The sequence below is a fragment of the Candidatus Poriferisocius sp. genome, from assembly GCF_965208475.1.
In the GTDB taxonomy this organism is placed as follows: Bacteria; Actinomycetota; Acidimicrobiia; order Acidimicrobiales; family Bin134; genus Poriferisocius.
Map to the genome: position 1 here is coordinate 121,787 of NZ_OZ242338.1, position 20,648 is coordinate 142,434.

Sequence of the window (20,648 nt, forward strand, 5' to 3'; positions counted from 1 at the left end):
CCTACTTGGGCTGGTGGGGCACCGACGGGTCAAAGTAGGGGCGGTCGCCGTCCACGGTGCAGCGGCGCACCTCCCGGACCTGGGGATAGTGATCCGACACACCCCGGTGGTTGGTGGACCGCTCGTCCCAGATGGCCAGATCGCCCTCAGTCCACGACCACCGGCAGTGGAAGCGGGGCTGGTTGATATGGCGCAAAAGGAAGTCGAGCAGAGCCTCGCCTTCGGCCTCGTTCATGCCCACCACGTACTGCTGGAAGTTGGTGGCCACATACAGCGCACGCCGCCCGGTCTCGGGATGGGTGCGCACCAGCGGGTGGTTCACGCCGGGGTAGGCCTCCCGCAGCAATGGCACCAAATCCCAGCTGCCTGATTTCTCGGCCATGTTGGTGCAGTACTGCGGGTAGTTGGAGTGGTGGAGTTCCAACCCGTCGATCATGGCTCGCATGGGTTCTGACAAGGCGTCGTAGGCCGAGGTGATGCTGCACCACATGGTGTCGCCGCCATAGGGGGGCGCCACCAGCGACTGGAGCAGGGCGACCTTTGGGGGCACCTCGATCCAGGTAACGTCGGTGTGCCAGTTGTCGGTGGTGGGCAGGCTTTCGGCGTCATCTCGGATGACCGATGTAGACGGCTCGGTGGTTCCCAGAATCGTCTGCAAGGGGTAGATGCTGGGCTGGCCCCAAAGCGAGGCGAGCTCCAGTTGGTCGTCGGCGCTCATGGGCACGCTGCGGAAGAAAATCACCTCGTGGCGGAGCAGCGCCTCGTGGATCTCGGCGAACTGCTGTTCGGTCAGGCCGTCTCGGGGGTCCACCCCGGAAACCACTGCACCCAATGAACCGCCGATCCGGTCCACTTGGATGGTTTCGTATGACTCGTCAGCGTCGATGCCGGGGGTGAGGGTCATGGTCATGGGGCTATTGTGCCATCTCGTCAGCGACCAAACCGATGAGGAGGCACCTGATGCGCACGATCTTGGACGGGCTCAACTTCTCCGAGGGACCCCGGTGGCACGACGGCGCCCTGTGGTTCTCCGACATGCACGCCCACCGGGTGATCCGTACCGATCTCGACGGCAACGCCGAGACGGTAGCGGTGGTCGACTGGGACGACCCTTCCGGGCTGGGCTGGCTGCCCGACGGACGGCTGCTGGTGGTGGCCATGTCCACCCAGAAGCTGCTGCGCCAAGAGCCCGACGGATCGATGGCAGAGCATGCCGACCTGTCGCCGCTGGCCATCGGCGACGTCAACGACATGATCGTGCGCTCCGACGGCACCGCTTACATCGGCGACATGGGGGCCCGCATCCACGCAGGGGGCGAGCGGCAAACTGCCCAGACCCTGATGGTGGCCCCCGACGGCTCGCTGAGCGTGGGTGCCGACGGGATGGAAGCCCCCAACGGCCACATTCTGTCCCCTGACGAGGAAACGCTGATCGTGGCCGAGAGCGCGGCCTTCCGGCTTACCGCGTTTGACGTGGCCCCCGACGGCACCCTGTCCAACCGAAGGGTCTACGCCGAATTGGTGCCCGAATCGAACAGGGCACCGGTGGCTCCGCCCGACGGCATCTGCCTCGACGCCGAGGGCGCGGTGTGGGTGGCCGACCCCCTGGGCCTTCGGGTGTTCCGGGTGCTCCCCGGCGGGGAGGTGACTGACTCCCACGACATGGCCCCCAAAGTGCCCGTCGCCTGCGTGCTCGGCGGCGACGACCGCCGCACGCTCTTGATCTGCGCCGCCGACGACTGGAAGAAGGAAGTGGTGACCGCCGCGGCAACCGGTTCCATCTACGCCACCGAAGCCACCGTCCCCGGGGTCGGCAAGCCCTGAGCGAGCCGGGCCACTAGTCGGCGAGGGATCGGAGGCGGGCTATTCGGTGGTCTTCGCCACCGAGGTAGCGGACGAGCACGCCGAGTACAGCCTCGTGGTCAAGGGTGCCGGCTGCGTTCATGTCCTCCAGATCAGCCCAATCTCTTGTCCGGTCGAAGAAGGCCTTGAACACGGCCAGATCCCGACAGGCCAGGAAGGGGACCGCCGTGCCGCCGAATTGCTCATACCGGGCTCGGCGGGCAGCGGCCTCGTGGAATGGGGTGGTGTTGAAGAAGATGTCGACTGGAGTCGTCCCCCACCACAACCGGGTTTGACCGTCTGATTCCAGCTCGCGCCGGCTGTCGGCGGTAATTGCCACCCCCTCCGGGAGTGCGGCCAGCGCCCGATCGATGTGTTCGAGGCCGACAAAGAGGTTCACGTCGATGTCGATGGTGCCCCGGGCCTGCTGGGTGCACCAGGCCAGAGCCAGTGCGCCTCCGAAGGAGTGGGGGATGTCAGCGTCGTCCAACGCCCGATGAAGGCCGACGACCTGCTCGACCAGGTTCATCGTCCGAAAACGGGGAACTCAAGCGTGGGGGAGCGGCGGGCAGGGAACTCGGTGGCCAGTTCCAGGACGGCAGCCAACTCGGTGCCCCTATCGAGCCGGTCGTCACCTCGCACCCGGAGACAGAGTTCTCGGTCGAGGGCGAACCCTGCGGCTTGGATGATCCGATCGAGGGTGGAGGCCGACGGCGTCTTTGCTCCCGATTCGTAAGCGGCAATCGCCGAGTGGGAGGTACCGGCCCGGGTGGCCAGCGCCCGCAGCGTCAGCCCGGCCCGGCAACGGGCGGTGCGGATCACCTCGGCCGCATTCATAGAGCCAATGGTATCTGATCGGATACCAAATGTCGGGTCGATCGAGTCATTCGGAACGCCCAGCCTCCATCGGGTCGGCAGTGACACCCTATGATGGCGTGCCTCGGGATAGTCCGACAGCTCCCCCAGCCGGGCACACAGACCCTTCAGGCGCGGGTTTGGAGAAGGCTCCTCGGCGATCAGGTTGACTTGGTCACCCGTCCAGCAAGTCAACCAAGTCTTCCTGTACGCCTAGTTCGGGTGCCCATCTCCGCATATAGCTGATGTCTAGGTCGTTGATGGCGGCGATCTCTGTGCAATCCCGCCACTGCGTCTCAGAGCGCGATTCGAGTCGCCAACGAAGCTTGGCCAGCACAAGGTCTTCAGGTGTGGCTATCCATGCTTCTACACCGAGAATCTTGGTTCGAACTCTCCGAGCTATTCTGGACTGGGTGAACGCGTTGGAGGCGGGAACAGCGAACACGTCGACTTTGCCGCCGCTTTGCGGGTGGAGGATGTTGAATGAGCCTCCGAACCCAACCGCTTGACGGGCGTCTGACTCTGGAAAGTAGACGTCGTCCGCCCGGAGTGCCTGGAACAGGTCCTCTCCGGACTCGGGGGCCATGAGAACCACGATGTCCACATCACGAGTCATTCGGGCCACCCCCCAAGCGGCCGCGGCTGTGGAGCCGACCACGATGTAGTCCACGCCCGCGGATTCAAGAGCTCGAATGGTGCGCTCCAGCGCAGCAGCAAGTTCGATCAGGGTTCTATCCCCTCGGAGTCAGGCCACACCTGATGGGCAAGCTCTTCTCCATAGCGGGTAACGACAAGGGCCAAGAAGACCTCTCGGTCGCTGTAGTCGGGGTGGCGCCTTCGCACCGCCTCCTCCTCCATGATCGCACCGGCTTCGTTGAGTTGGCGCCACTCCTCAAGGCGCTCCGGCACCGTGCGGGCACGGATCGCGTCCATCTGACGCCGCCAAATGTGTTGGGGGGTATCAGGGGGGCGACCGGGGGGGTTGAGTCGCTCCGTCACGAATCAAATCGTAGTGAACCCTGGTGACAGTTACTTGCGTGCGTCTACAGCTCTCGCAGGTTCAGCGATACGCCGGTATCGGGGTCGAGGGTGACGAGCACTGCTGCGGGCTGGCCTTCGAGAGATTCGGCGGTGGCGCCGGAGTAGGCGATTACCGAGGGGGATTCGCGGATTATCTGGTGGCGGTGGATGTGGCCCAGGGCCACATAGTCCCAGTCGATGGCGTCGAGGTGGCTGGGGTAGATAGGAGACGAGCGGTACGACGGCGATTCGTCGGGCATGACCAGGCCGTGGCCCATGGCGACGCACCAGCCTTGGTCTGGGCGGTTGGGGAGAGCGTCGAGGGGGTGGAAGCCAGGGTGGTGGTCGTCCATCGACTTGCCCCACACGGTGAGGTCCAACTCCGGATAGTGAGTTGATGACCCTTCGAGGTCGTCGAGGATGGTGATCGGGAGATCGTGGATGTGGGGTCCAAATCGGTGGAGCACCGACGACTCGGGATGGGCGTCGTGGTTGCCGGCGATCATCACCACTGGGCACGACAGCCGGGCCAACTGGTCGGCGGCCCAGCTCAGCACGTCGTCGCCAACTCGGTTGTGGTCGAAGAGATCGCCGGAGATCATGAAGACGTCCACTGCTTCGGTGATGGCCAAATCGATGGCCGATGCGAACGCTGCCTCCTGGCGACGGGCTGGACCTGTTCCCAGGTGGCAGTCCGACGTGTGCAACAGTGAGAGGGCTCGGCGTCGAAGGGGTTGGTTGTCGGTCACTAAGCCCTCTGATCTATGGGTTGACGTAGGCTCGCCAGGGATTCCACTCGGGAAGGCAAGGCTATGGCAGAACGGGCCATCGACGGCAAGGTTGCGCTGGTTACCGGCGCCAGCAAGGGCGGCACAGGCACGGCGATTGCGATTCGCCTGGCCGCCGAGGGCGCCCGAGTGGCCATCACCGCCCGCGATGAGCAGGGTTTGGCCGCCACCAAGAACCGCATTGAGTCGTTTGGTGGGGAGTGCCTGGTGCTTCCGTCCGACCTAAGCGATCCGACTGGGGCTCGTACCGAGTTGGTGCCCAAGACCGAGGAGGCGTTCGGCCCCATCGACATCCTGGTCAACAACGCCGCTTTCGGTGGTTACCACCCGTTCGAGGAGGTCACGCCCAAGCAACTCGAGCTGAGCCTGCAAGTCAACCTGTGGGCGCCTTGGGAGTTGATGAAGGCCGTCATCGGCGGGATGCGGGAGCGAGGGAGCGGCACGATCTTGAACCTCACCACCTTTTCCGCTGAGTTGCCTCCTGGACCCCCGTTTCCGTCGAGCAAGCCGTCGAAGGCCGGCTTCGTTTACGGGGCGCCCAAGGCAGCGCTCAACAAGCTGACCGTATCAGCGGCCAGCGAGTGCGAGGGACAGGGGGTCGCGGTGAACGCACTCACTCCCCAGGCGGCCGTAGCCACTCCTGTGCTGGTTGAAGGCGGTTGGATCGACGAGGAGATGTTCGAACCGCTGGACACCATGGCCGAAGCCGCCTTGGCCTTGCTAACCGGCGACCCCGACGTGCTCACGGGACGCATCGCCTTCAGCCTGCAACTCTTGGTGGAGCTTGACCGGCCAGTTCGCGATCTCATGGGCGAGTCTTTGGTTGAGGGCTGGCAGCCAGCCGACATTCCCGCGGCCATCGCCCGCCAAGAGGCCAACCTCGCCCGACGGGGCTGGCCCGACGCCTACACCTTCGGCCGGGTCCACAGCCCGCGCCCATGAGCGATGAGCTGTTCTTGCGGATCGTTACCGATCCAGGGGTGTATGCCAATCCCCCATGGAAGGACCGGCTCACCCTGCGCGGGCTGGCCCGCTTGCCGGTAGCCCTGTCCTAGCACCCCTCGGCGGTCGCTGTGGTAGATACTGCCTTATGGGACTTAGTGACCGCACGCCGCCGACCGCCGAAGAATACGCCGCCTATCGGGAGCGGTTCTGCAATTGGGGCCGGTGGGGGGACGACGACGAGTTGGGCACCCTCAACCACATCACCCCCGAAGCCCGCCGAGCAGCGGCTGCCCTCGTGCAAACGGGAGAAGCGGTGTCGATGAGCCGGCCCATCGACACCCACGCTGGCCCGGCCAACCCCTATCCGGCCCATCATTTCGTGGGTGTCGGGGATTCGGGGGCGATGGCCGACTACTTCGGGATGTTCATCCACGGGTTCGTGCAGACCCACATCGACGCCCTGTGCCACCTGCCGGTGGACGGCGGAGGCAAGTTCTGGAACAACAAGGAGTTCGCCAAGCCCCCCATGCCGGCCGAGCACACCGGCACCATCGACTACTGGCGCGACGGCATCGTCACCCGTGGGGTGCTCTACGACGTCCCCCGGTTCCGGGGCACCGATTACGTGGCGCCCGGCGAGCCGGTTCATGGCTGGGAACTGGCCGATGTGGCCGCCGCCCAGGGCATTGAGCCCCGACCCGGCGATGCGGTGTGCATCCGCAGCGGCATGGACGTGTACTTCGAGAAGACCGGCACATCCCAGGCAATGGGGTCAAACGCCGGGGTCCACGCCTCGGCCATCGAGTTCCTCTACGAGACCGACGCGTCCTGTCTGACCTGGGACTTCCAGGACGCCCCCCAAGACGACCAGGGCATCCCCAATCCGCTGCCCATTCGCATCGCGCTGCACGTCCACCACATCCTGTTGCCGTACATGGGCATGCCCATCATCGACAACGCCGATTTCGAGGCGGTGGCCGCCCGTTGCGCCGAGCTGGGCCGCTGGGATTTCCAGTACGTATGCGCTCCACTGGTGTTACGCTACGGCACCGGTTCGCCGGTGAATCCCCTGGCAATTTTGTAGCGCAAGACCTTTTCATCACCCACTGCGAGGCCAGGGCTTCGGTATATCCGCAGACAACCTTGTAGCACTGGAGCGCTTATGAGGTGTGATGGCTGATCTCGGCGATCGGGCCCAGGTGGTGATCGTCGGTGGCGGGATAATCGGCAGTTCTATCGCGTACCACCTCACCCGACGCGGGGTGACCGATGTGTTGCTCATCGAGCAGGGGCAGCTCACCAGCGGCACCACTTGGCACGCCGCGGGGTTGGTCAGCCAGCTCAAGTCGAACCACAGCCTCACCCGACTGGCCACCTACTCGGCCCAGCTGTTCGAAGACCTCGAAGCCGAAACCGGCCAGGCCACCGGCTACCGGGCGCCGGGTTCCATCTCGGTGGCATCCGATAACGAGCGGTGGGAGGAGCTTTTGCGGGGCATGTCCATGGCCCGCACCGTGGGAGTGGACATCCGCGAGATCGAGCTCGACGAGGCCCGCGAGCTGTGCCCGCTGCTCAATATCGACGATTTGGTGGGCGCCCTGTTCATCCCCCAAGACGGGATCACCTCGCCGGTGGACACCACCATGGCCCTGGCCAAAGGCGCCCGGGCCCGAGGTGCCCGCATCGTCCAGGGCACCGCGGTCACCGGCGTGGTGGTCGAAGACGGCCGAGCGGTGGGGGTGGACACCGAGGCTGGCCGGATAGAGGCCGAGACCGTCGTGCTGGCCGCCGGAATCTGGACCCGCCAACTGGCCGCCACCGCCGGGGTGAGCGTGCCGGTGCAGGCCTGCGAGCACTTCTACATCGTCACCGAGCCCATCGAGGGCGTGCAGCCCAACATGCCCACGGTGCGCGACCCGTCCAACTACACCTATTTCAAAGAGGAGACCGGCAAGGTCATGGCCGGCTTCTTCGAGCCCCGGGGCAAGGTCTGGAATCTCGACGGCATCCCCCGAGACCTCCAGTTCAAGACCCTGCCCGAAGACTGGGATCACGTCGGGCCGATCTTCGAGCGGGCCGTCCACCGCATGCCGGTGCTGGGGGAGGCGGGCTTGCAGCTTTTCTTCAACGGCCCCGAGGCCTTCACCCCAGACGGCGTGTACTACCTGGGCGAGTCGCCCGAGGTCGACCGCTGCTTCGTGGCCGCCGGGTTCAACTCGGTGGGCATCCAGTCGGCGGGCGGGGTGGGCTGGGTGCTGGCCGACTGGATCGTCGACGGCCACCCGCCCATGGACCTCTCGGCGGTGGACATCCGCCGCTCGTTCGGGTTCCAGCGCGAGCCCGCCTACCTCGACGCCCGCATCCCCGAGAGCCTGGGGCTGCTCTATGCCATGCACTGGCCGTTCCGGCAGTACGACACCGCCCGGGGCATCCGGATCTCGCCGCTGCACGACCGCATCGACGCCGCCGGCGCGGTTTTCGGTGAGGCCGGGGGGTGGGAGAGGCCCAACTGGTTCGCCGAGGTTGGCCAAGAGCGGGAGTACCACTACAGCTGGGGACCGCAGAACTGGTTCAAGGCCAGCGGGGTGGAGTGCGAGGCGGTCCGCAACGCGGCGGGCCTGTTCGACCAGACCTCGTTCGCCAAGTTCACCGTGGACGGCCCCGACGCCATGGCCTTGCTCAACTGGATCAGCGGCAACGAGGTGGACGTAGCCGTCGGCCGGTCGGTGTATTCCCAGTGGCTCAACGACCAGGGCGGCATCGAGGCCGACCTCACCATGACCCGCCGGGGCGAGAACTCCTATTGGGTTGTCACCTCCGCGGGTTCGGCAACCCGCGACTGGGCCTGGCTCAGGCGAGCCGCCCGGGGTCGGGACGTGACGCTTTGCGACGTCACCGACCAATACGCCGTACTGGGGCTCATGGGGCCGAACTCCCGGGCGGTGCTCAGCCAGATCTGCGACGCCGACCTCGGCAACGACGGCTTCCCGTTCGGCACTGCCCAAGACCTGAGCGTGGCCGGCGCCGATGTGCTGGCGCTGCGCATGACCTATGTGGGCGAGCTGGGCTGGGAGCTCTACGTGCCCCGCGACCAAGCCGTCGCCTTGTACGACGCCTTGGTTGACGCGGGCACTCCCCTGGGGCTGCTCCCCGCCGGCTACCACGCCATGAACTCGCTGCGCATGGAGGCGGGCTATTGCCACTGGGGACACGACATCACCGACGAGGACACCCCCTTGGAGGCCGGTCTGGGGTTTGCGGTGGCGTGGGACAAGGTCGGCGGCTTCCGGGGCCGAGATGCGCTGGCCGCCCAGCGGGAATCGCCCCGCACCAAGCGCCTCGTCAAGCTCCGCCTCGAAGACCCCGAGTGGCTGCTGTACCACGACGAGCCGATCTACCGCCACGACCAGATGGTGGGCCGCACCTCAAGCGGGATGTGGAGCTATACCGAGGGCCGAGCCCTGGCCGTGGGTTATGTGAACTGCCCCGACGGGGTGACCAAAAGCTGGCTGGAGGCTGGTCAATTCGAGATCGAGGTGGCCGGCCGCCGGATTGCCGCCGCGTCGTCTCTCCGTTCGTTCTACGATCCCCGCAAAGAGCGGGTTCGACTCTGAGTAATAGGGAGCGGCCAGCCATGCGCGATGAAGCCCAGGTTGTGATCATCGGCGGGGGAGCCATGGGCGCGGGCCTCTTCTACCACCTGGCCCACGAGGGCTGGACCGACACGGTGCTGGTGGAGAAGGGCGAGCTGTCTTCGGGCTCCACCTGGCACGCCGCGGGCCTCATTCCCCACTTCATCGGCAGCCTGAACATGGCCAAGTGCCATGCGGTGGCACCCGACCTCTACGCTCGCATCGAGGAAGAGACCGGGCTGGCCAGCGGCTGGCACGGCACCGGCGCCATCCGCCTGGCGCTCGACCGTCACCAGGTGGACTGGTTCCGCTACGTCAGCGGGATGCTCGACCTGGTCGGGATCGAGAACCACCTGATCGAGCCCTCGGAGATCCTCGACCACTGGCCGTTCATGGACGTATCCGACGTGCTGATGGGCATATGGACCCCTCACGACGGCTGGACCGACCCGTCCAGCGTCACCGCGGCCATGGTCAAAGGCGCCCGGCAATTGGGCGGCGAGGTCTACCGCCACACGCTGGTCACCGACATGAACCAGCTTCCCGACCACCGCTGGGAGTTGATGTGCGAGGTCAAGGGCGAGACCCACCGCATCATCGCCGAGCATGTGGTGAACGCGGCGGGGTGCTATGCCCCCCAGCTCGGCGCCATGGTGGGCTTGGACGTGCCCATCGTGTCGGTGATCCACCAGTACCTCATCACCGAGGCCATGGCCGAGATGAAGGAGCTGGGCGACTTCGACCCGCCGGTGATCCGCGACCCCCGAGCCTCGGCCTACTACCGGCGTGAGATCGACTCGCTGCTGGTCGGTCCCTATGAGCGGGAAAACGCCCAGACTTATGGGCTCGAGGGCATCGACTGGGACAAGCACTTCTATTTGACCCCGCCCGACCTCGACCAGCTCATGCCCTGGCTGATCGAGGCCGGCAAGCGGATACCGGCCTTCTCCGACGCCGGTATCAAGACCGTAGTCAGCGGGCCGATCACCCACACCCCCGACTCGGGCTACCTCATGGGGCCGGTGCCGGGCCTGCGCAATTACTGGCTGTGCGCGGGTGCTTCCATAGGGATCACCCAGGGTCCGGGCGCGGGCAAGTATCTGGCCCAGTGGATGGCGCACGGCCAGACCGAGATCAACGTGGCCGAGATGGATCCTCGCCGCTTCGGCGACCACTGCGGCCCCACCGGGCGGTACGCCATAGAGAAGGCCATCGACGAATTCCACGAGATGTACGCCACCCGCCTGCCCGGCGAGCAGCGCTTTGCCGGCCGCCCCCAGAAAGCCGACCCCATCTACGACCGGCTCGACGCCCGGCAAGCCCAGTGGATGGAGATCTTCGGCTGGGAGCGCCCCCAGTACTACGGCGAGCCCGAGGCCCACACCTTCCGGCATTCCAACGCCTTCGACATCGTGGGCGCCGAATGCCGGGCCACCCGGGCGCGGGCCGGCATCGCCGATCTCACCGCCTTCTCCAAATTCGAGGTGACCGGGGCCGACGCCGAAGCCCTGCTCGACCGGTTGACCGCCAACCGGATGCCGGCCAAAGACGGGGGGATGCGCCTCACCCACTTCTTGACCGAGCTGGGTGGTATCGAAACCGAGATGACCATCACCCGACTGGCCCCCGACCGGTTCTACCTGAACTCGGCAGTGGTCGGGCAGTTCCACGACCGCGACTGGCTGGCCCACCATGTGCAATCCGGCGAGGACGTCACCGTCACTGACAGAACTGACGACTTGGGCATCCTGGCGGTGTCGGGGCCTCTGTCCCGCCAGATCCTGGCCCAGCTCACCGACGCTGAGCTGGAGGCCCCTGGGTTCCGCTGGCTCACCAGCCAGGAGATCGACGTGGCCGGGGTTCCGTGCCTGGCCTTGCGGGTGTCGTATGTGGGCGAGCTGGGCTGGGAGCTGCACCACTCCCAAGAGCACACCGCCGAGCTCTACGACGCTTTGGTGGAGGCGGGCGAGCCGTTGGGCATGGTCCACTACGGCGCCTACGCCATGAACACCATGCGCATCGAGAAGGCCTACAAGGCGATGGGCTTCGAGCTCACCACCGAGATCACCCCGGTGGAGGCCGACCTGGGCCGGTTCGTGGACTGGTCGGGCGAGTTCCAGGGTAAAAAGGCCTCCGAGGAACGGCTGGCCTTGGGCGACGACATCGAGATGATCCTGGTGTACTGCGAGGTGGACACCACCGACAACGACTGCCGGGGCAACGAGCCGGTGTACGACGGCGATGAGCTCATTGGGCTGACCACATCGGGAACGTGGGGCCACACCACCGGCCGCGGCCTGGCCTTCGCCTATGTGAAACCCCAGTACAAAGCCCCGGGCACCCGCTTCGAGGTGCAGCTCATGAGCGACCGCCGTCCGGCGATGGTGCTCGACGGCCCCGCCTACGATCCGAACAACGAGAAACCGAGGGCTTGATATGGTACGACGAGCAGGAGGACGGGCGGCCCGGGTGGCGATGCGGGAGGCCCCGCCCGAAGCCGATGCCCGGGCCGTTTGGCCGGGGATGCCCGGCGGGGCCTACAAGCCCCTGTCCGAAGGGCAATGTGACGACGTTTTCGAGGCATCCCTCGGGCTTTTGGCCGATCTGGGCATGGGGCAGGCCACCCCAGAGATCATCGAGGCGGTCACCGCCAACGGGGGCCGGATGGACGACGACGACCGATTGCGGTTCCCCCCCGACCTTGTGAAGCGGATCGTGGACGGCGCCTGCAAGGAGTTCACCCTGCACGGCTTCGACCCCGACCGGGGGGTGGAGATCGGCGGCAACCGGGTGCATTTCTGCACCAGCGGGGCCGCGGTGATGATGCTCGACCACGACACCAAGCGCTTCCGGCCCAGCACCCTGGCCGACCTGTACGACGTGGCCCGAATCGTCGACACCCTCGACAACATCCACGTGTTCGTGCGGACCTTGGTCCCCCGCGACATGGAGACCGCCCGGGAGGTGGATGTCAACACCGCCTACGCCATCTTGGCCGGTACCACCAAGCCGCTGGGCACGTCCATGTTCCACCCCGACCACGTGCATGAGTGCGTGGATCTGTTCGACATGGCGCTGGGCGGCGAAGGGGAGTTCGCCCGCCGCCCCTTCTGCATCGCCAACAACACCTTTGTTGTGCCCCCGCTGCGTTTCGCCGAGGAGTCGGCCCTGAGCCTCATCGAGCAGGCCCGCCGGGGGATGCCCATCAACCTGCTGTCGGCCGGGCAGGCCGGAGCCACCTCGCCGGCTGCGCTGGCCGGCTCGCTGGTGCAAGCCCTGGCCGAGTGCCTGGCCGGCCTCACTGCGGTGAACCTGATTTTGCCCGGCCATCCCTGCGTGATGGGCATGTGGCCGTTCGTGTCCGATCTGCGCACCGGGGCGATGAGCGGGGGCAGCGGCGAAGAGGCGATCATCAACGCCGCGGCCGCCCAGGTGGTGAACTATCTGGGTCTGCCCGCGGGGGTGGCCGCGGGCATGGCCGACTCCAAACTGCCCGACAACCAGGCCGGCGCCGAGAAGGCCAACGCCATCACCCTGGCCGCCAACGCCGGGGCCAACATGATCAACGAGTCGGCTGGGATGCTGGCCAGCATCATGGCCTGCTCGCTGGAGGCGCTGGTGATCGACAACGACATGCTGGGCGCCATCAACCGCACGGTGCGGGGCATCGAGATCACCCCCGAGACGCTGTCGACCCAGGTGATCGCCGACGTGGTACACGGGGAAGGCCACTTCCTCGGCCACTCCCAAACCCTGTCGCTCATGCAAACCGAGTACGTCTACCCCCAGATCGGAAACCGCCTCAGCCCCGACGACTGGGTAGACGCCGGCGCCCGGCTGATGGACGACGTGGCCCACGACTACGTGACCGAAGTGCTCAACCGCCCCAAGCCCGACCACATCACCCCCGAAGCTGACGCCCGCATCCGCGAAGCCTTCCCCATCCACCTCGCCGGGCTGGCGCGGAATGTCAAACCCGCTGGTAGCTGTCTCGGCTGAAACCCTGTTTGGGACATGTTTTGCCGATTTCTGGGACACTTTTGAGGGTCGCTGGCTGAGACGAAGCCGTCAACCCCCGAAATCGAAGGACATTGGACGATCAGCCAGAGGCTTCAGCAGTCTCACCGACTCCCTGCCCGGAGTCTTCCTGGCGGCAAGCAGGACACCATGCCGAACTCAACCAGTCACAAGAAACAGAACCCAACGGCCCCGTCCCCGATCCGCAGGCCAGATCGACTGTCTTGTGGGCGCGCCAAACGTCGCTGTCCGACCAGTCTGAATCGTTGTCGGGGTCAACGGCGTCCAAGGCCAGCATCGCTGCAATGTCGGCTGTGACGGGACGGGTGAAGAACGCCCCGTCGGATGACTGGTCTCCCATAATCTCGTTGAACAACGCCCCAGCGTGGTCGGTGCCCATGTCGGCGTAGGTCTCGGCGATCATCTCCGCTTCGCCTGCTATGTGCCTAAGGGCGCGGCGCAGCCCGCCGAGCATTCCTGTCCGTTTCGCCACTTTCAGCGCTTCTGTGGGCGGTTTCGCCGCCCCTGACGGTGCCTGATGCCCAATATCTTGGGTGACGACCAACCCATATATTGGGTGATGACGGTGCCGGCCGTCGTTATGGGTTCTCTGTAGCGACAGCTTCTGGCAAAAACTTGCTTGTTGTCGTTATGGGTTCGCCGGAGTGTCGCCAGGGTTAGGGATGCCCTGGTTGCCGGCCTTTGCCGAGGCGAGTGCGGAGTATGCCCCTACGATGTCCTCGGCTTCGTAGACCCGGTTGCGCTTCCCGGCGCTGCGCTGTACCAGGATCCCGCACTCTGACAGCAATCTGAGGCTTCGAAGAGCGGTGCGCATATCTGCTCCGAGCAAGCTGGCCGCCTTTTTGGCGTTCAGCACCGGATGGGCGGGCAGTTCGTCGATCAGGCGCATGGGTGCGCTAGTTCTGCGTGTACCTTGTGCCGCGGCCCTCTGCTTCCATTCGTTTTGGACTGCGGCGACGTAGTCGATGACCCGCCGGGCCAGCGTGGCTGCTTCGGCGGTGGCGTCAGCGAGGAGCCAGATCCATTCGGACATGGCCATCGACCGATCCAGGTTCGTCTCGCTGCACACCACGCGGGTCTTGTTCAATGCCCGCAGGTAGTCGTCGCGGCGCAATGCGAGGGCAGAGCTGATCGGCGGTGTACACGCTTTGGTCAAACCGCTGTGCCTGAGCATCAGGTGGATGAGGGCGCGTCCGGTTCGCCCGTTGCCGTCGGCGAACGGGTGGATGGTCTCGAATTGGGCATGCACCAGGGCCGCCTGGATGACGGGATTGACGCCGGGGCGGTTCGCGCAGGCCACTAGATCGTCCATAAGGCCTGGCACTTCCCCGGGTGGCGGGGGGACATGCACGGCGTCGAGGGGAGTGGAGAAATGGCCGACGCCGATCCAGTTCTGAGTGTCTCTCATTTGCCCAGCGGTCGGGTCGGTGCCCATCAGGGTGCGGTGCACAGCACAGATATCGTCCAAAGTGATCGGGCGTCTTAGGGCGGCGACCTCCAAGGCGTGGTCTGTAGCGGAAATATTGCGGAGCGCCTCAAGGTCGGCGGATTTGGGTCGATCTTCGAACAGGTCGAGTTGTGCCTCGGCCCGGGCCAATCGGCGCGCTGATGGGCGGACTCCCTCAATTGTGCTGGAAGCAGCGCTTTCAGCCCGCCGCAGCAGCCATTCTGCGGGCAGCGCCGCGTTGCCCTCATGGTCTGCTTCCAGCGCTCGCACTTCGGCCTCTGCCTCTTGTACCCGCTGCGAGGCACGTTCATCGAGGACTGGGATCCACTGGGCGATCTTGAGGGGAACAAATGCCCCGAACATCTGCGATTCGTCATCGCCGGGAATGGGAGAACGCGAAGCGAGTCGTTGGTCGTCCCAAAACCTCTCAACAAAACGCCCCATAGCGACATTATAGGTGATTCTATCAAAATATTGTCGTTATGGTCAGATGTAGCGACAAAATGGCTCGACTGTGCCTCTGATCTGCTGTGTTCGTCCTCTTGAGGTCTAGAGTCCAGAGATGGCCTGGGATTTTTCTACTGACCCTGAATTTCAAGATCACTTGGATTGGCTCGCCGAGTTGATGCGGACGGATATCGAACCGCTAGATCACTACTTCCGGGGTCGGTCGCCGTTTGACAAGACCGACGAGGAGGTGCAGTCGCAACTGCGCCGCATCCAGGAGAAGGTGAAGGATCGGGGGCTGTGGGCCTGCCACCTCAAACCGGAGATGGGGGGCATGGGGTTTGGCCAGGTGCAGCTGGCGCTGATGAACGAGATTTTGGGCCGCTCCTCGTTCGGACCCTCCGCGTTCGGCAGCCAGGCGCCTGACTCGGGCAATGCCGAGATCTTGGCCCACTACGGCAACGATGAGCAGAAGGAGAAGTACCTCAAGCCGCTGCTGGCCGGGGAGATTTCCACCTGCTACTCCATGACCGAGCCCCAGGGCGGGTCTGATCCCAACCACTTCACCTGCACCGCCCATCGCGACGGCGACGAGTGGGTGATCAACGGGGAGAAGTGGTTCGCTTCCAACTACCCGCGGGCCGAGTTCCTCATCGTCATGCTCATCACCAACCCCGATGTGTCGGTTTATCGGGGATCGTCGATGATGCTGGTGCCTCACGATGCCCCCGGCTTGGAGCTGGTCCGCAACGTGGGCGTGGGCGGCGAGCGCCGCGACCACGGCTCCCACAGCTACCTGCGGTTCAACGAGTGCCGAGTCCCGGCTGAGAACCTGATGGGCGAGGAGGGGGCCGGCTTCAAGATCGCCCAAACCCGCCTCGGCGGGGGCCGGGTACACCACGCCATGCGGTCGGTGGGAACAGCCAAAAAGGCATTCGACATGATGTGCGAGCGGGCCCTCAGCCGGGAGACCAAGGGGTCGCTGCTAGCCGAGAAGCAGGCGGTGCAGCACATGATCGCCGACTCCTGGATCCAGGTCGAGCAGTTCCGCTTGCAGGTGCTGCACGCCGCCTGGCAGATCGACCAGTCCGATACCTCCAAGGCCCGGCTGTACATCGCCGGGGTGAAGGTAGCCACCCCCCGGGTGCTGATGGACGTGGTCTTCCGATCCATGCAGATCCACGGGTCGCTGGGCATGTCCAACGAGACCCCGCTGGCCAACATGTGGATGATGGCCCCCACCTTCGGGGTGGCCGACGGCCCCACCGAGGTCCACAAGGACACCATCGCCAAGCAGGTGCTGAAGGACCACCGCCCGTCTGAGGGCCTGTTCCCCACCGAGCACCTCCCCGCCAAAATCGAGTGGGCGCAACAAGTGATGGCCGAGCGCATCGAAGAGGAGCTGCTGAACGCCTGAGCCAGACTTCCGGCCTTGCTCAGCGGGAGAGCAGGTCGGCTACTCGCCAGGAGTTGGCCATGATGGACAGGACGGGGTTGACGCCGCCGTTGGTGACGTGCAGCGAGGAGTCGGCCACGTAAGTGCGTTCGCAGCCCCACACTTTCCCCTGGGGATCGACGGCCCCGCCCGAGGGTGTGTCCGACATGCGGGCTGTTCCGGCTTGGTGTTGACCACCGGAAAGGATCTGGAACCCCATGGAGCCCCCGGTCACGTCGCGGGCGCCGGTGGCGGTAATCCATTCTTTGGCCCGGTCGCCCAAGAACTCGGCGGTCTTGAGATCTTCCTCGTGTTGGACGCCGAAGAACCGGGCCACCGGAAGGCCCCAGCGGTCTCGCACCTCGGCCGACAGGTCCAGCCCGGCCGAGCGGGTGGGGATCTCCTGGATCGGGCCCATAATCATGATCGTGCGGCGGTAGGTGTCCCGCAGGGCCTGGCGGGCTGAGGCCCCCGTGGGACGGCCATACTCGTCGATCTCACCGGCGGCCTCGGCCGCCCGCTGGTGCTCGGGGCGGAACCACGATCCCATCACCCAGTGTTGGGCCGGCGATACCGCGTACTCGTCGGCGATCATGCCGCCGCCGATGATCCCGTCGTTGTGGTGGCAGTGCTCCCGGGTGGCCATGGCCAGACCGGGGCCGACGCCGTCGCTGAGCGGGGTGTCGGTGTCGACGTGGCCGTGGGCCAACACGTAGGTGTGGCCTTGAAGGCACCGGCCCACCCAGTCGTTGCCCAGCCCGCTCAACATCAGCAGCCGGGCGGTTTCCACCGCCCCGGCGGACAGCACGATCCGGTCGGCCCGAACCGTGCGCTGGCCCTGCTCGGAGCGCAGCTCCACCTCGCCCTGACTGTCGTCGATGTTGGCCGCCAGGGTGTCGCACAGGATGTGGGCGCCGGCGGCGGTGGCCTGGGGGAGCAGGGTGTTGTGGACGCCGTTCTTGGCGTCCACCGGGCAGGGGTGGCCCACACATTGGCTGCAACCCGCGCACGCGGGACGTTTGCCGTAGGGCCGCGAGTTCACCAGCAGGGGAACGGGCGCGGTGGACCAGCCCAGGCCAGCGGCGGCCTCGGCCAGCATCTCACCCCCTCGGTCGGGCGGGAACGGGGGGAGCGGGTAGCCACGGGATCGAAATCCGTCGCCGGTGTGGCCGGGAGCGCCGGCCACACCCACCTCCCATTCCACCAGGTCGTAGTAGGGCTCGAGATCGTCGTAGGTGATCGGCCAGTCGGCCAGCGCCGAGCCCTCAGGGACGCCGTACTCGCTGGCCATGCGGAACGTTTCCGGCGCGAACCTCCACCCTTGGCAGCCGAACAGTCGGGGACCGCCGCCCAGCACCACGGCGTTGTTGTGGTATCGGAAGTCGTGGGGCTCAACGGCTTGCTCGCCGTCGCTGTCTTTGACAGCCCGGGGGTTCCCGGCGGGCGTTACACCCTCGCCGAAGCCGAACACGGCCGTGCGGTGGTTGCGCACAGGATCCCAGCCGATTTCCGTTGACTTATAGGGGCGGCCCCGCTCTACCATCAGCACCGAGCATCCGGCGGCGGCCAGTACGTGGGCGGCCACGCCACCGCCGGCTCCGCTGCCGATCACTACTACGTCGTAGTGGTCGCGCATTTCGTCCCACCCGATCACCGGCGGCACAGTGTCCACCAACTCCGGCTCGCCGAGGGGGAACCGCTGATACCCCAGCTCGTCCCAGCACCCCGAGTCGGGGTCGGTCAGCCAGCGCAGGGTCTCCTGGTCCATACGGTCAGCTTTCGCTCACGGTGAGGCGGCAGATTGCGGGAGCGAGGCCGTCGGCAGTGAAGGTGAGATCGACCGTTCCCGGGCCGGTGGGGCGTATCACGGCTAGGGCTTGGCCGTCGTAGGTGGTGCAGGTGGTGGACCCGAAGGGTTCCAAGGACATGTGGTCGGCGCTGGCGAAGCCCTGAACCACTCCTGGGCCGTCCACGGTGACCTCAACAGGCCGATTGGCGCCGGGGTTCACGATGCCGTTGGCGTCAGAGATGTGCACAGAGACATAGGCCAGGTCGGTGTGGTCCGCGGTGATCTCGGTGCGGTCGGGTTCGGCCACCAGACTTAGCGGGCCAGCGGCGGTTCGCAAGGCAGTTCGGGCCGTTTCCTCATCGTCGGTGTAGGAGATGGCCACCAGCTCGCCGGGCTCATAGGCCGCCGCGAACTTGGTACGGAAGTCGTCGATGGGCTGGCGGCCGAGGGATCGGCCGTTGAGCACCAGCTCGACCTCGCCGTCGGCGGAGTAAACCTCGATGTCCACCGCAGTGCCCTCGTGTCCGTCCCATGTCCAGCTGTCGAGGGCGTCGCTCCACGACCACGGGCCGGAGTAGGCGATTTGCTTGTGGGCGTGGGTCGGCCGCTGCACGGCGATGAACGGCTCTTGGCGCAGGCCGAACACAATCTCCCGGAAGTAGGAGGCCGGCCGCCGAACCCCGGTGATATGGATGTCGCCGGTGTGGGCCACCAGCCAGGGGAACGGTGCGACCACGCCGGGAACGCCCTCGTCCACGGGGTCTTCGTCGTCGTAGCCGATGCGGCCGATGCCTGCCTCGCCCAGGTAGTCCCAGCCGGTCCAGGTGAAGTCGCCGATCAGATGGGGATGGGCGCAGATGACCGGCCAGTCTCGGCCCAGGTCGGTCACGTTGGTCTCGGAACCGACGATCACCCGGTTGGGGAACAGATCGTGGTCGATGAGATAGCGGTTGGAGACGTAGTTGTAGCCCACCACATCGAGCGAGGCGCTCACCTCCTCGAGGCCCTCGGCGATGATCGGGGACTGCATTACCTGATCCTTCACCATGGCCCACATGGCCATCTGGGTGTTCACCCCTTGCGACCCGGCATCTTCGGCGGGTTGCGGCTCAGACACCTCGGAGGAGTCAGGGGTTTCCATAAGCCCGAGTATCTCGGGGATCTTGGCAATCAGCCCTCGGATGGCCAACATCGGCTGCACGCCGGTAGTCACGTAGCGGTGCGGGTCGAGCGAGCGGACGTGCTCGGCGATGTCGCGGGCTCGGGCCGCGCCGAGGGGTGAGCCCACCTCGGGGATCTCGTTACCGGTGGAGTAGAGCACCACGCTGGGATGGTTGCGATCTTTGCGCACCAGGGCGGCGACGTCGCTGCGCCACCGCTCCTCGAACCGCAGGGCGTAGTCGTGGTTCACCTTGTTCTCGGTCCACATGTCCCAGGTCTCGTCCATCACGATCACGCCGTGGCGGTCGCAGGCGTCGAGCATGGCCCGGCTCATTGGGTTGTGGGCGCTGCGCAGCGCGTTGAACCCGGCGGCCTTGAGCAACTCCACCCGGCGCTCCTCGGCCCGGCTGATGGTCGCCGCGCCGATGGGACCGTTGTCGTGGTGGACGCAAGCGCCCCGCAGCTTCACCGACTCTCCGTTGATCCTCAGCCCGTGGGCGGGGTCGAGTTGGAGCGACCGGATGCCGAAGGCGGTGGCGTCGCGGTCCAACTCAGCCGATTCAGCGTCGGTCACCGTGGTGGTGCAGGAGTAGAGGTGGGGCTGGTCGGGACTCCAGCGGGACGGGTCGGCCACCGCCAGGCGCTGGCGGGCGGTGGCAGTGGTGTGGGAGCGAAGGGTCACCGGGATGTCGCCCGACGCCACTGTGTCGCCAGCCGGGTTGAGCACCTCGCAGGCCACGCGCACCGTCACCGTGTGAGCGGTGTCGTTCTGCACCTCGGCGGCCACCTCCACCACCGCGCCGTGGTCGTCGATCTCCGGGGTGGTGATCCACACCCCGTCGATGGCCAAATGCACCGGGTTCTTCATCCACAGATGTACGGGCCGGTAGATGCCCGCACCCGAGTACCATCGGGAGTCCTCTCCGGCCCGGCAGTTCACTTTGACGGTGTTCTCCTCGCCATAGCGCAGGAACGGGTCGAGGTCGACGGTGAACTCGGCGTAGCCGTTGGGCTCCGATGCCGCGAGATCGTCGTTCACATAGACCATGGCGTCGCGGTACACGCCCTCGAACTGAAGGGCCATCCGGCGGTCGCGCCACTCCGCGGGGACTTCGAACGACTTGGTGTACTCCCACACCCCGCCGGGGAAATAGCCGATGTCGTGGGAGGCAGAGGGATCGCGCAGGGTGCCGATCATGGCGTCGTGGGGCAGCGTCACCGGCTCAGGCATGCTCTTTGCCCCCGTCAA

At 65.9% G+C, this 20,648-nt stretch carries 17 protein-coding genes; 7 read left to right on the plus strand and 10 right to left on the minus strand.

The features are described 5' to 3' along the window. Nucleotide 1: 1 nt before the first annotated feature. On the minus strand, nucleotides 2-910 hold the full coding sequence (locus tag ACOGXA_RS00610; protein WP_419925363.1) for a TauD/TfdA dioxygenase family protein: 909 nt from the start codon (nucleotides 908-910) through the stop codon (nucleotides 2-4). A gap of 50 nt (nucleotides 911-960) precedes the next feature. Between ACOGXA_RS00610 and ACOGXA_RS00615 the strand changes: the two genes are divergently transcribed. Continuing rightward, complete coding sequence (locus tag ACOGXA_RS00615; RefSeq protein WP_419925364.1) at nucleotides 961-1,824, plus strand: SMP-30/gluconolactonase/LRE family protein; 864 nt, start codon at nucleotides 961-963, stop codon at nucleotides 1,822-1,824. 13 nt (nucleotides 1,825-1,837) lie between these two features. Here the strand turns inward: ACOGXA_RS00615 and ACOGXA_RS00620 are convergent, their stop codons facing one another. The 5 genes from ACOGXA_RS00620 to ACOGXA_RS00640 all read right to left on the minus strand — a co-directional run bounded on the left by ACOGXA_RS00620 (nucleotide 1,838) and on the right by ACOGXA_RS00640 (nucleotide 4,466). Continuing rightward, nucleotides 1,838-2,371, minus strand: coding sequence for a hypothetical protein (locus ACOGXA_RS00620; protein ID WP_419925365.1), 534 nt, complete (start codon nucleotides 2,369-2,371; stop codon nucleotides 1,838-1,840). Beyond that, entirely contained in the window at nucleotides 2,368-2,679 is a 312-nt protein-coding gene (locus ACOGXA_RS00625; protein WP_419925366.1) for a helix-turn-helix domain-containing protein, read from the minus strand. The genes ACOGXA_RS00620 and ACOGXA_RS00625 overlap by 4 nt, the downstream gene beginning before the upstream one ends. 193 nt (nucleotides 2,680-2,872) lie before the next feature. After that, nucleotides 2,873-3,367 carry a hypothetical protein gene (locus ACOGXA_RS00630; protein ID WP_419925367.1) on the minus strand — a complete coding sequence of 165 codons (495 nt, stop codon included), beginning with the start codon at nucleotides 3,365-3,367 and terminating at the stop codon, nucleotides 2,873-2,875. A 53-nt stretch (nucleotides 3,368-3,420) separates the two neighbouring features. After that, nucleotides 3,421-3,630 carry a hypothetical protein gene (locus ACOGXA_RS00635; protein ID WP_419925368.1) on the minus strand — a complete coding sequence of 70 codons (210 nt, stop codon included), beginning with the start codon at nucleotides 3,628-3,630 and terminating at the stop codon, nucleotides 3,421-3,423. Between the two features lie 110 nt (nucleotides 3,631-3,740). Further along, nucleotides 3,741-4,466, minus strand: coding sequence for a metallophosphoesterase family protein (locus tag ACOGXA_RS00640; RefSeq protein ID WP_419925369.1), 726 nt, complete (start codon nucleotides 4,464-4,466; stop codon nucleotides 3,741-3,743). A gap of 63 nt (nucleotides 4,467-4,529) precedes the next feature. Between ACOGXA_RS00640 and ACOGXA_RS00645 the strand changes: the two genes are divergently transcribed. The 5 genes from ACOGXA_RS00645 (at nucleotide 4,530) to ACOGXA_RS00665 (ending at nucleotide 13,081) form a co-directional block, all read left to right on the plus strand. Beyond that, on the plus strand, nucleotides 4,530-5,447 hold the full coding sequence (locus ACOGXA_RS00645; RefSeq protein ID WP_419925370.1) for an SDR family NAD(P)-dependent oxidoreductase: 918 nt from the start codon (nucleotides 4,530-4,532) through the stop codon (nucleotides 5,445-5,447). A gap of 148 nt (nucleotides 5,448-5,595) precedes the next feature. Beyond that, nucleotides 5,596-6,534, plus strand: coding sequence for a cyclase family protein (locus tag ACOGXA_RS00650; RefSeq protein WP_419925371.1), 939 nt, complete (start codon nucleotides 5,596-5,598; stop codon nucleotides 6,532-6,534). Nucleotides 6,535-6,622: 88 nt separating this feature from the next. Beyond that, on the plus strand, nucleotides 6,623-9,064 hold the full coding sequence (locus ACOGXA_RS00655; protein ID WP_419925372.1) for a GcvT family protein: 2,442 nt from the start codon (nucleotides 6,623-6,625) through the stop codon (nucleotides 9,062-9,064). 20 nt (nucleotides 9,065-9,084) lie between these two features. Continuing rightward, complete coding sequence (locus ACOGXA_RS00660) at nucleotides 9,085-11,517, plus strand: FAD-dependent oxidoreductase (RefSeq protein ID WP_419925373.1); 2,433 nt, start codon at nucleotides 9,085-9,087, stop codon at nucleotides 11,515-11,517. A 1-nt stretch (nucleotide 11,518) separates the two neighbouring features. Continuing rightward, nucleotides 11,519-13,081: a trimethylamine methyltransferase family protein gene (locus ACOGXA_RS00665; protein WP_419925374.1), complete on the plus strand. Its 1,563-nt coding sequence runs from the start codon at nucleotides 11,519-11,521 to the stop codon at nucleotides 13,079-13,081. Between the two features lie 100 nt (nucleotides 13,082-13,181). Here ACOGXA_RS00665 and ACOGXA_RS00670 read toward each other — a convergent pair whose 3' ends face one another. Together ACOGXA_RS00670 and ACOGXA_RS00675 are read right to left on the minus strand one after the other, a co-directional pair. Continuing rightward, complete coding sequence (locus ACOGXA_RS00670; protein WP_419925375.1) at nucleotides 13,182-13,592, minus strand: hypothetical protein; 411 nt, start codon at nucleotides 13,590-13,592, stop codon at nucleotides 13,182-13,184. A 156-nt stretch (nucleotides 13,593-13,748) separates the two neighbouring features. Then, nucleotides 13,749-15,011 carry a Fic family protein gene (locus tag ACOGXA_RS00675; protein ID WP_419925376.1) on the minus strand — a complete coding sequence of 421 codons (1,263 nt, stop codon included), beginning with the start codon at nucleotides 15,009-15,011 and terminating at the stop codon, nucleotides 13,749-13,751. A gap of 118 nt (nucleotides 15,012-15,129) precedes the next feature. On the opposite strand from ACOGXA_RS00675, the gene ACOGXA_RS00680 reads away from it, so the two are divergent. Next, nucleotides 15,130-16,431, plus strand: coding sequence for an acyl-CoA dehydrogenase family protein (locus ACOGXA_RS00680; RefSeq protein WP_419925377.1), 1,302 nt, complete (start codon nucleotides 15,130-15,132; stop codon nucleotides 16,429-16,431). A 19-nt stretch (nucleotides 16,432-16,450) separates the two neighbouring features. On the opposite strand, the gene ACOGXA_RS00685 is transcribed toward ACOGXA_RS00680, so the two are convergent. Together ACOGXA_RS00685 and ACOGXA_RS00690 are read right to left on the minus strand one after the other, a co-directional pair. Then, entirely contained in the window at nucleotides 16,451-18,217 is a 1,767-nt protein-coding gene (locus ACOGXA_RS00685) for a GMC oxidoreductase (protein ID WP_419925378.1), read from the minus strand. Nucleotides 18,218-18,221: 4 nt separating this feature from the next. Then, a complete protein-coding gene (locus tag ACOGXA_RS00690; RefSeq protein ID WP_419925379.1) occupies nucleotides 18,222-20,630 on the minus strand; it encodes a glycoside hydrolase family 2 TIM barrel-domain containing protein in 2,409 nt (802 codons plus the stop codon). Nucleotides 20,631-20,648 lie beyond the last annotated feature (18 nt).

Coding starts and splice junctions, on each gene's coding strand:
- ACOGXA_RS00610 (WP_419925363.1), bottom strand. CDS start 910: ATGACCATGACCCTCACCCCCGGCATCGACGCTGACGAGTCATACGAA.
- ACOGXA_RS00615 (WP_419925364.1), top strand. CDS start 961: ATGCGCACGATCTTGGACGGGCTCAACTTCTCCGAGGGACCCCGGTGG.
- ACOGXA_RS00620 (WP_419925365.1), bottom strand. CDS start 2,371: ATGAACCTGGTCGAGCAGGTCGTCGGCCTTCATCGGGCGTTGGACGAC.
- ACOGXA_RS00625 (WP_419925366.1), bottom strand. CDS start 2,679: ATGAATGCGGCCGAGGTGATCCGCACCGCCCGTTGCCGGGCCGGGCTG.
- ACOGXA_RS00635 (WP_419925368.1), bottom strand. CDS start 3,630: ATGGACGCGATCCGTGCCCGCACGGTGCCGGAGCGCCTTGAGGAGTGG.
- ACOGXA_RS00645 (WP_419925370.1), top strand. CDS start 4,530: ATGGCAGAACGGGCCATCGACGGCAAGGTTGCGCTGGTTACCGGCGCC.
- ACOGXA_RS00650 (WP_419925371.1), top strand. CDS start 5,596: ATGGGACTTAGTGACCGCACGCCGCCGACCGCCGAAGAATACGCCGCC.
- ACOGXA_RS00655 (WP_419925372.1), top strand. CDS start 6,623: ATGGCTGATCTCGGCGATCGGGCCCAGGTGGTGATCGTCGGTGGCGGG.
- ACOGXA_RS00660 (WP_419925373.1), top strand. CDS start 9,085: ATGCGCGATGAAGCCCAGGTTGTGATCATCGGCGGGGGAGCCATGGGC.
- ACOGXA_RS00665 (WP_419925374.1), top strand. CDS start 11,519: ATGGTACGACGAGCAGGAGGACGGGCGGCCCGGGTGGCGATGCGGGAG.
- ACOGXA_RS00675 (WP_419925376.1), bottom strand. CDS start 15,011: ATGGGGCGTTTTGTTGAGAGGTTTTGGGACGACCAACGACTCGCTTCG.
- ACOGXA_RS00680 (WP_419925377.1), top strand. CDS start 15,130: ATGGCCTGGGATTTTTCTACTGACCCTGAATTTCAAGATCACTTGGAT.
- ACOGXA_RS00685 (WP_419925378.1), bottom strand. CDS start 18,217: ATGGACCAGGAGACCCTGCGCTGGCTGACCGACCCCGACTCGGGGTGC.
- ACOGXA_RS00690 (WP_419925379.1), bottom strand. CDS start 20,630: ATGCCTGAGCCGGTGACGCTGCCCCACGACGCCATGATCGGCACCCTG.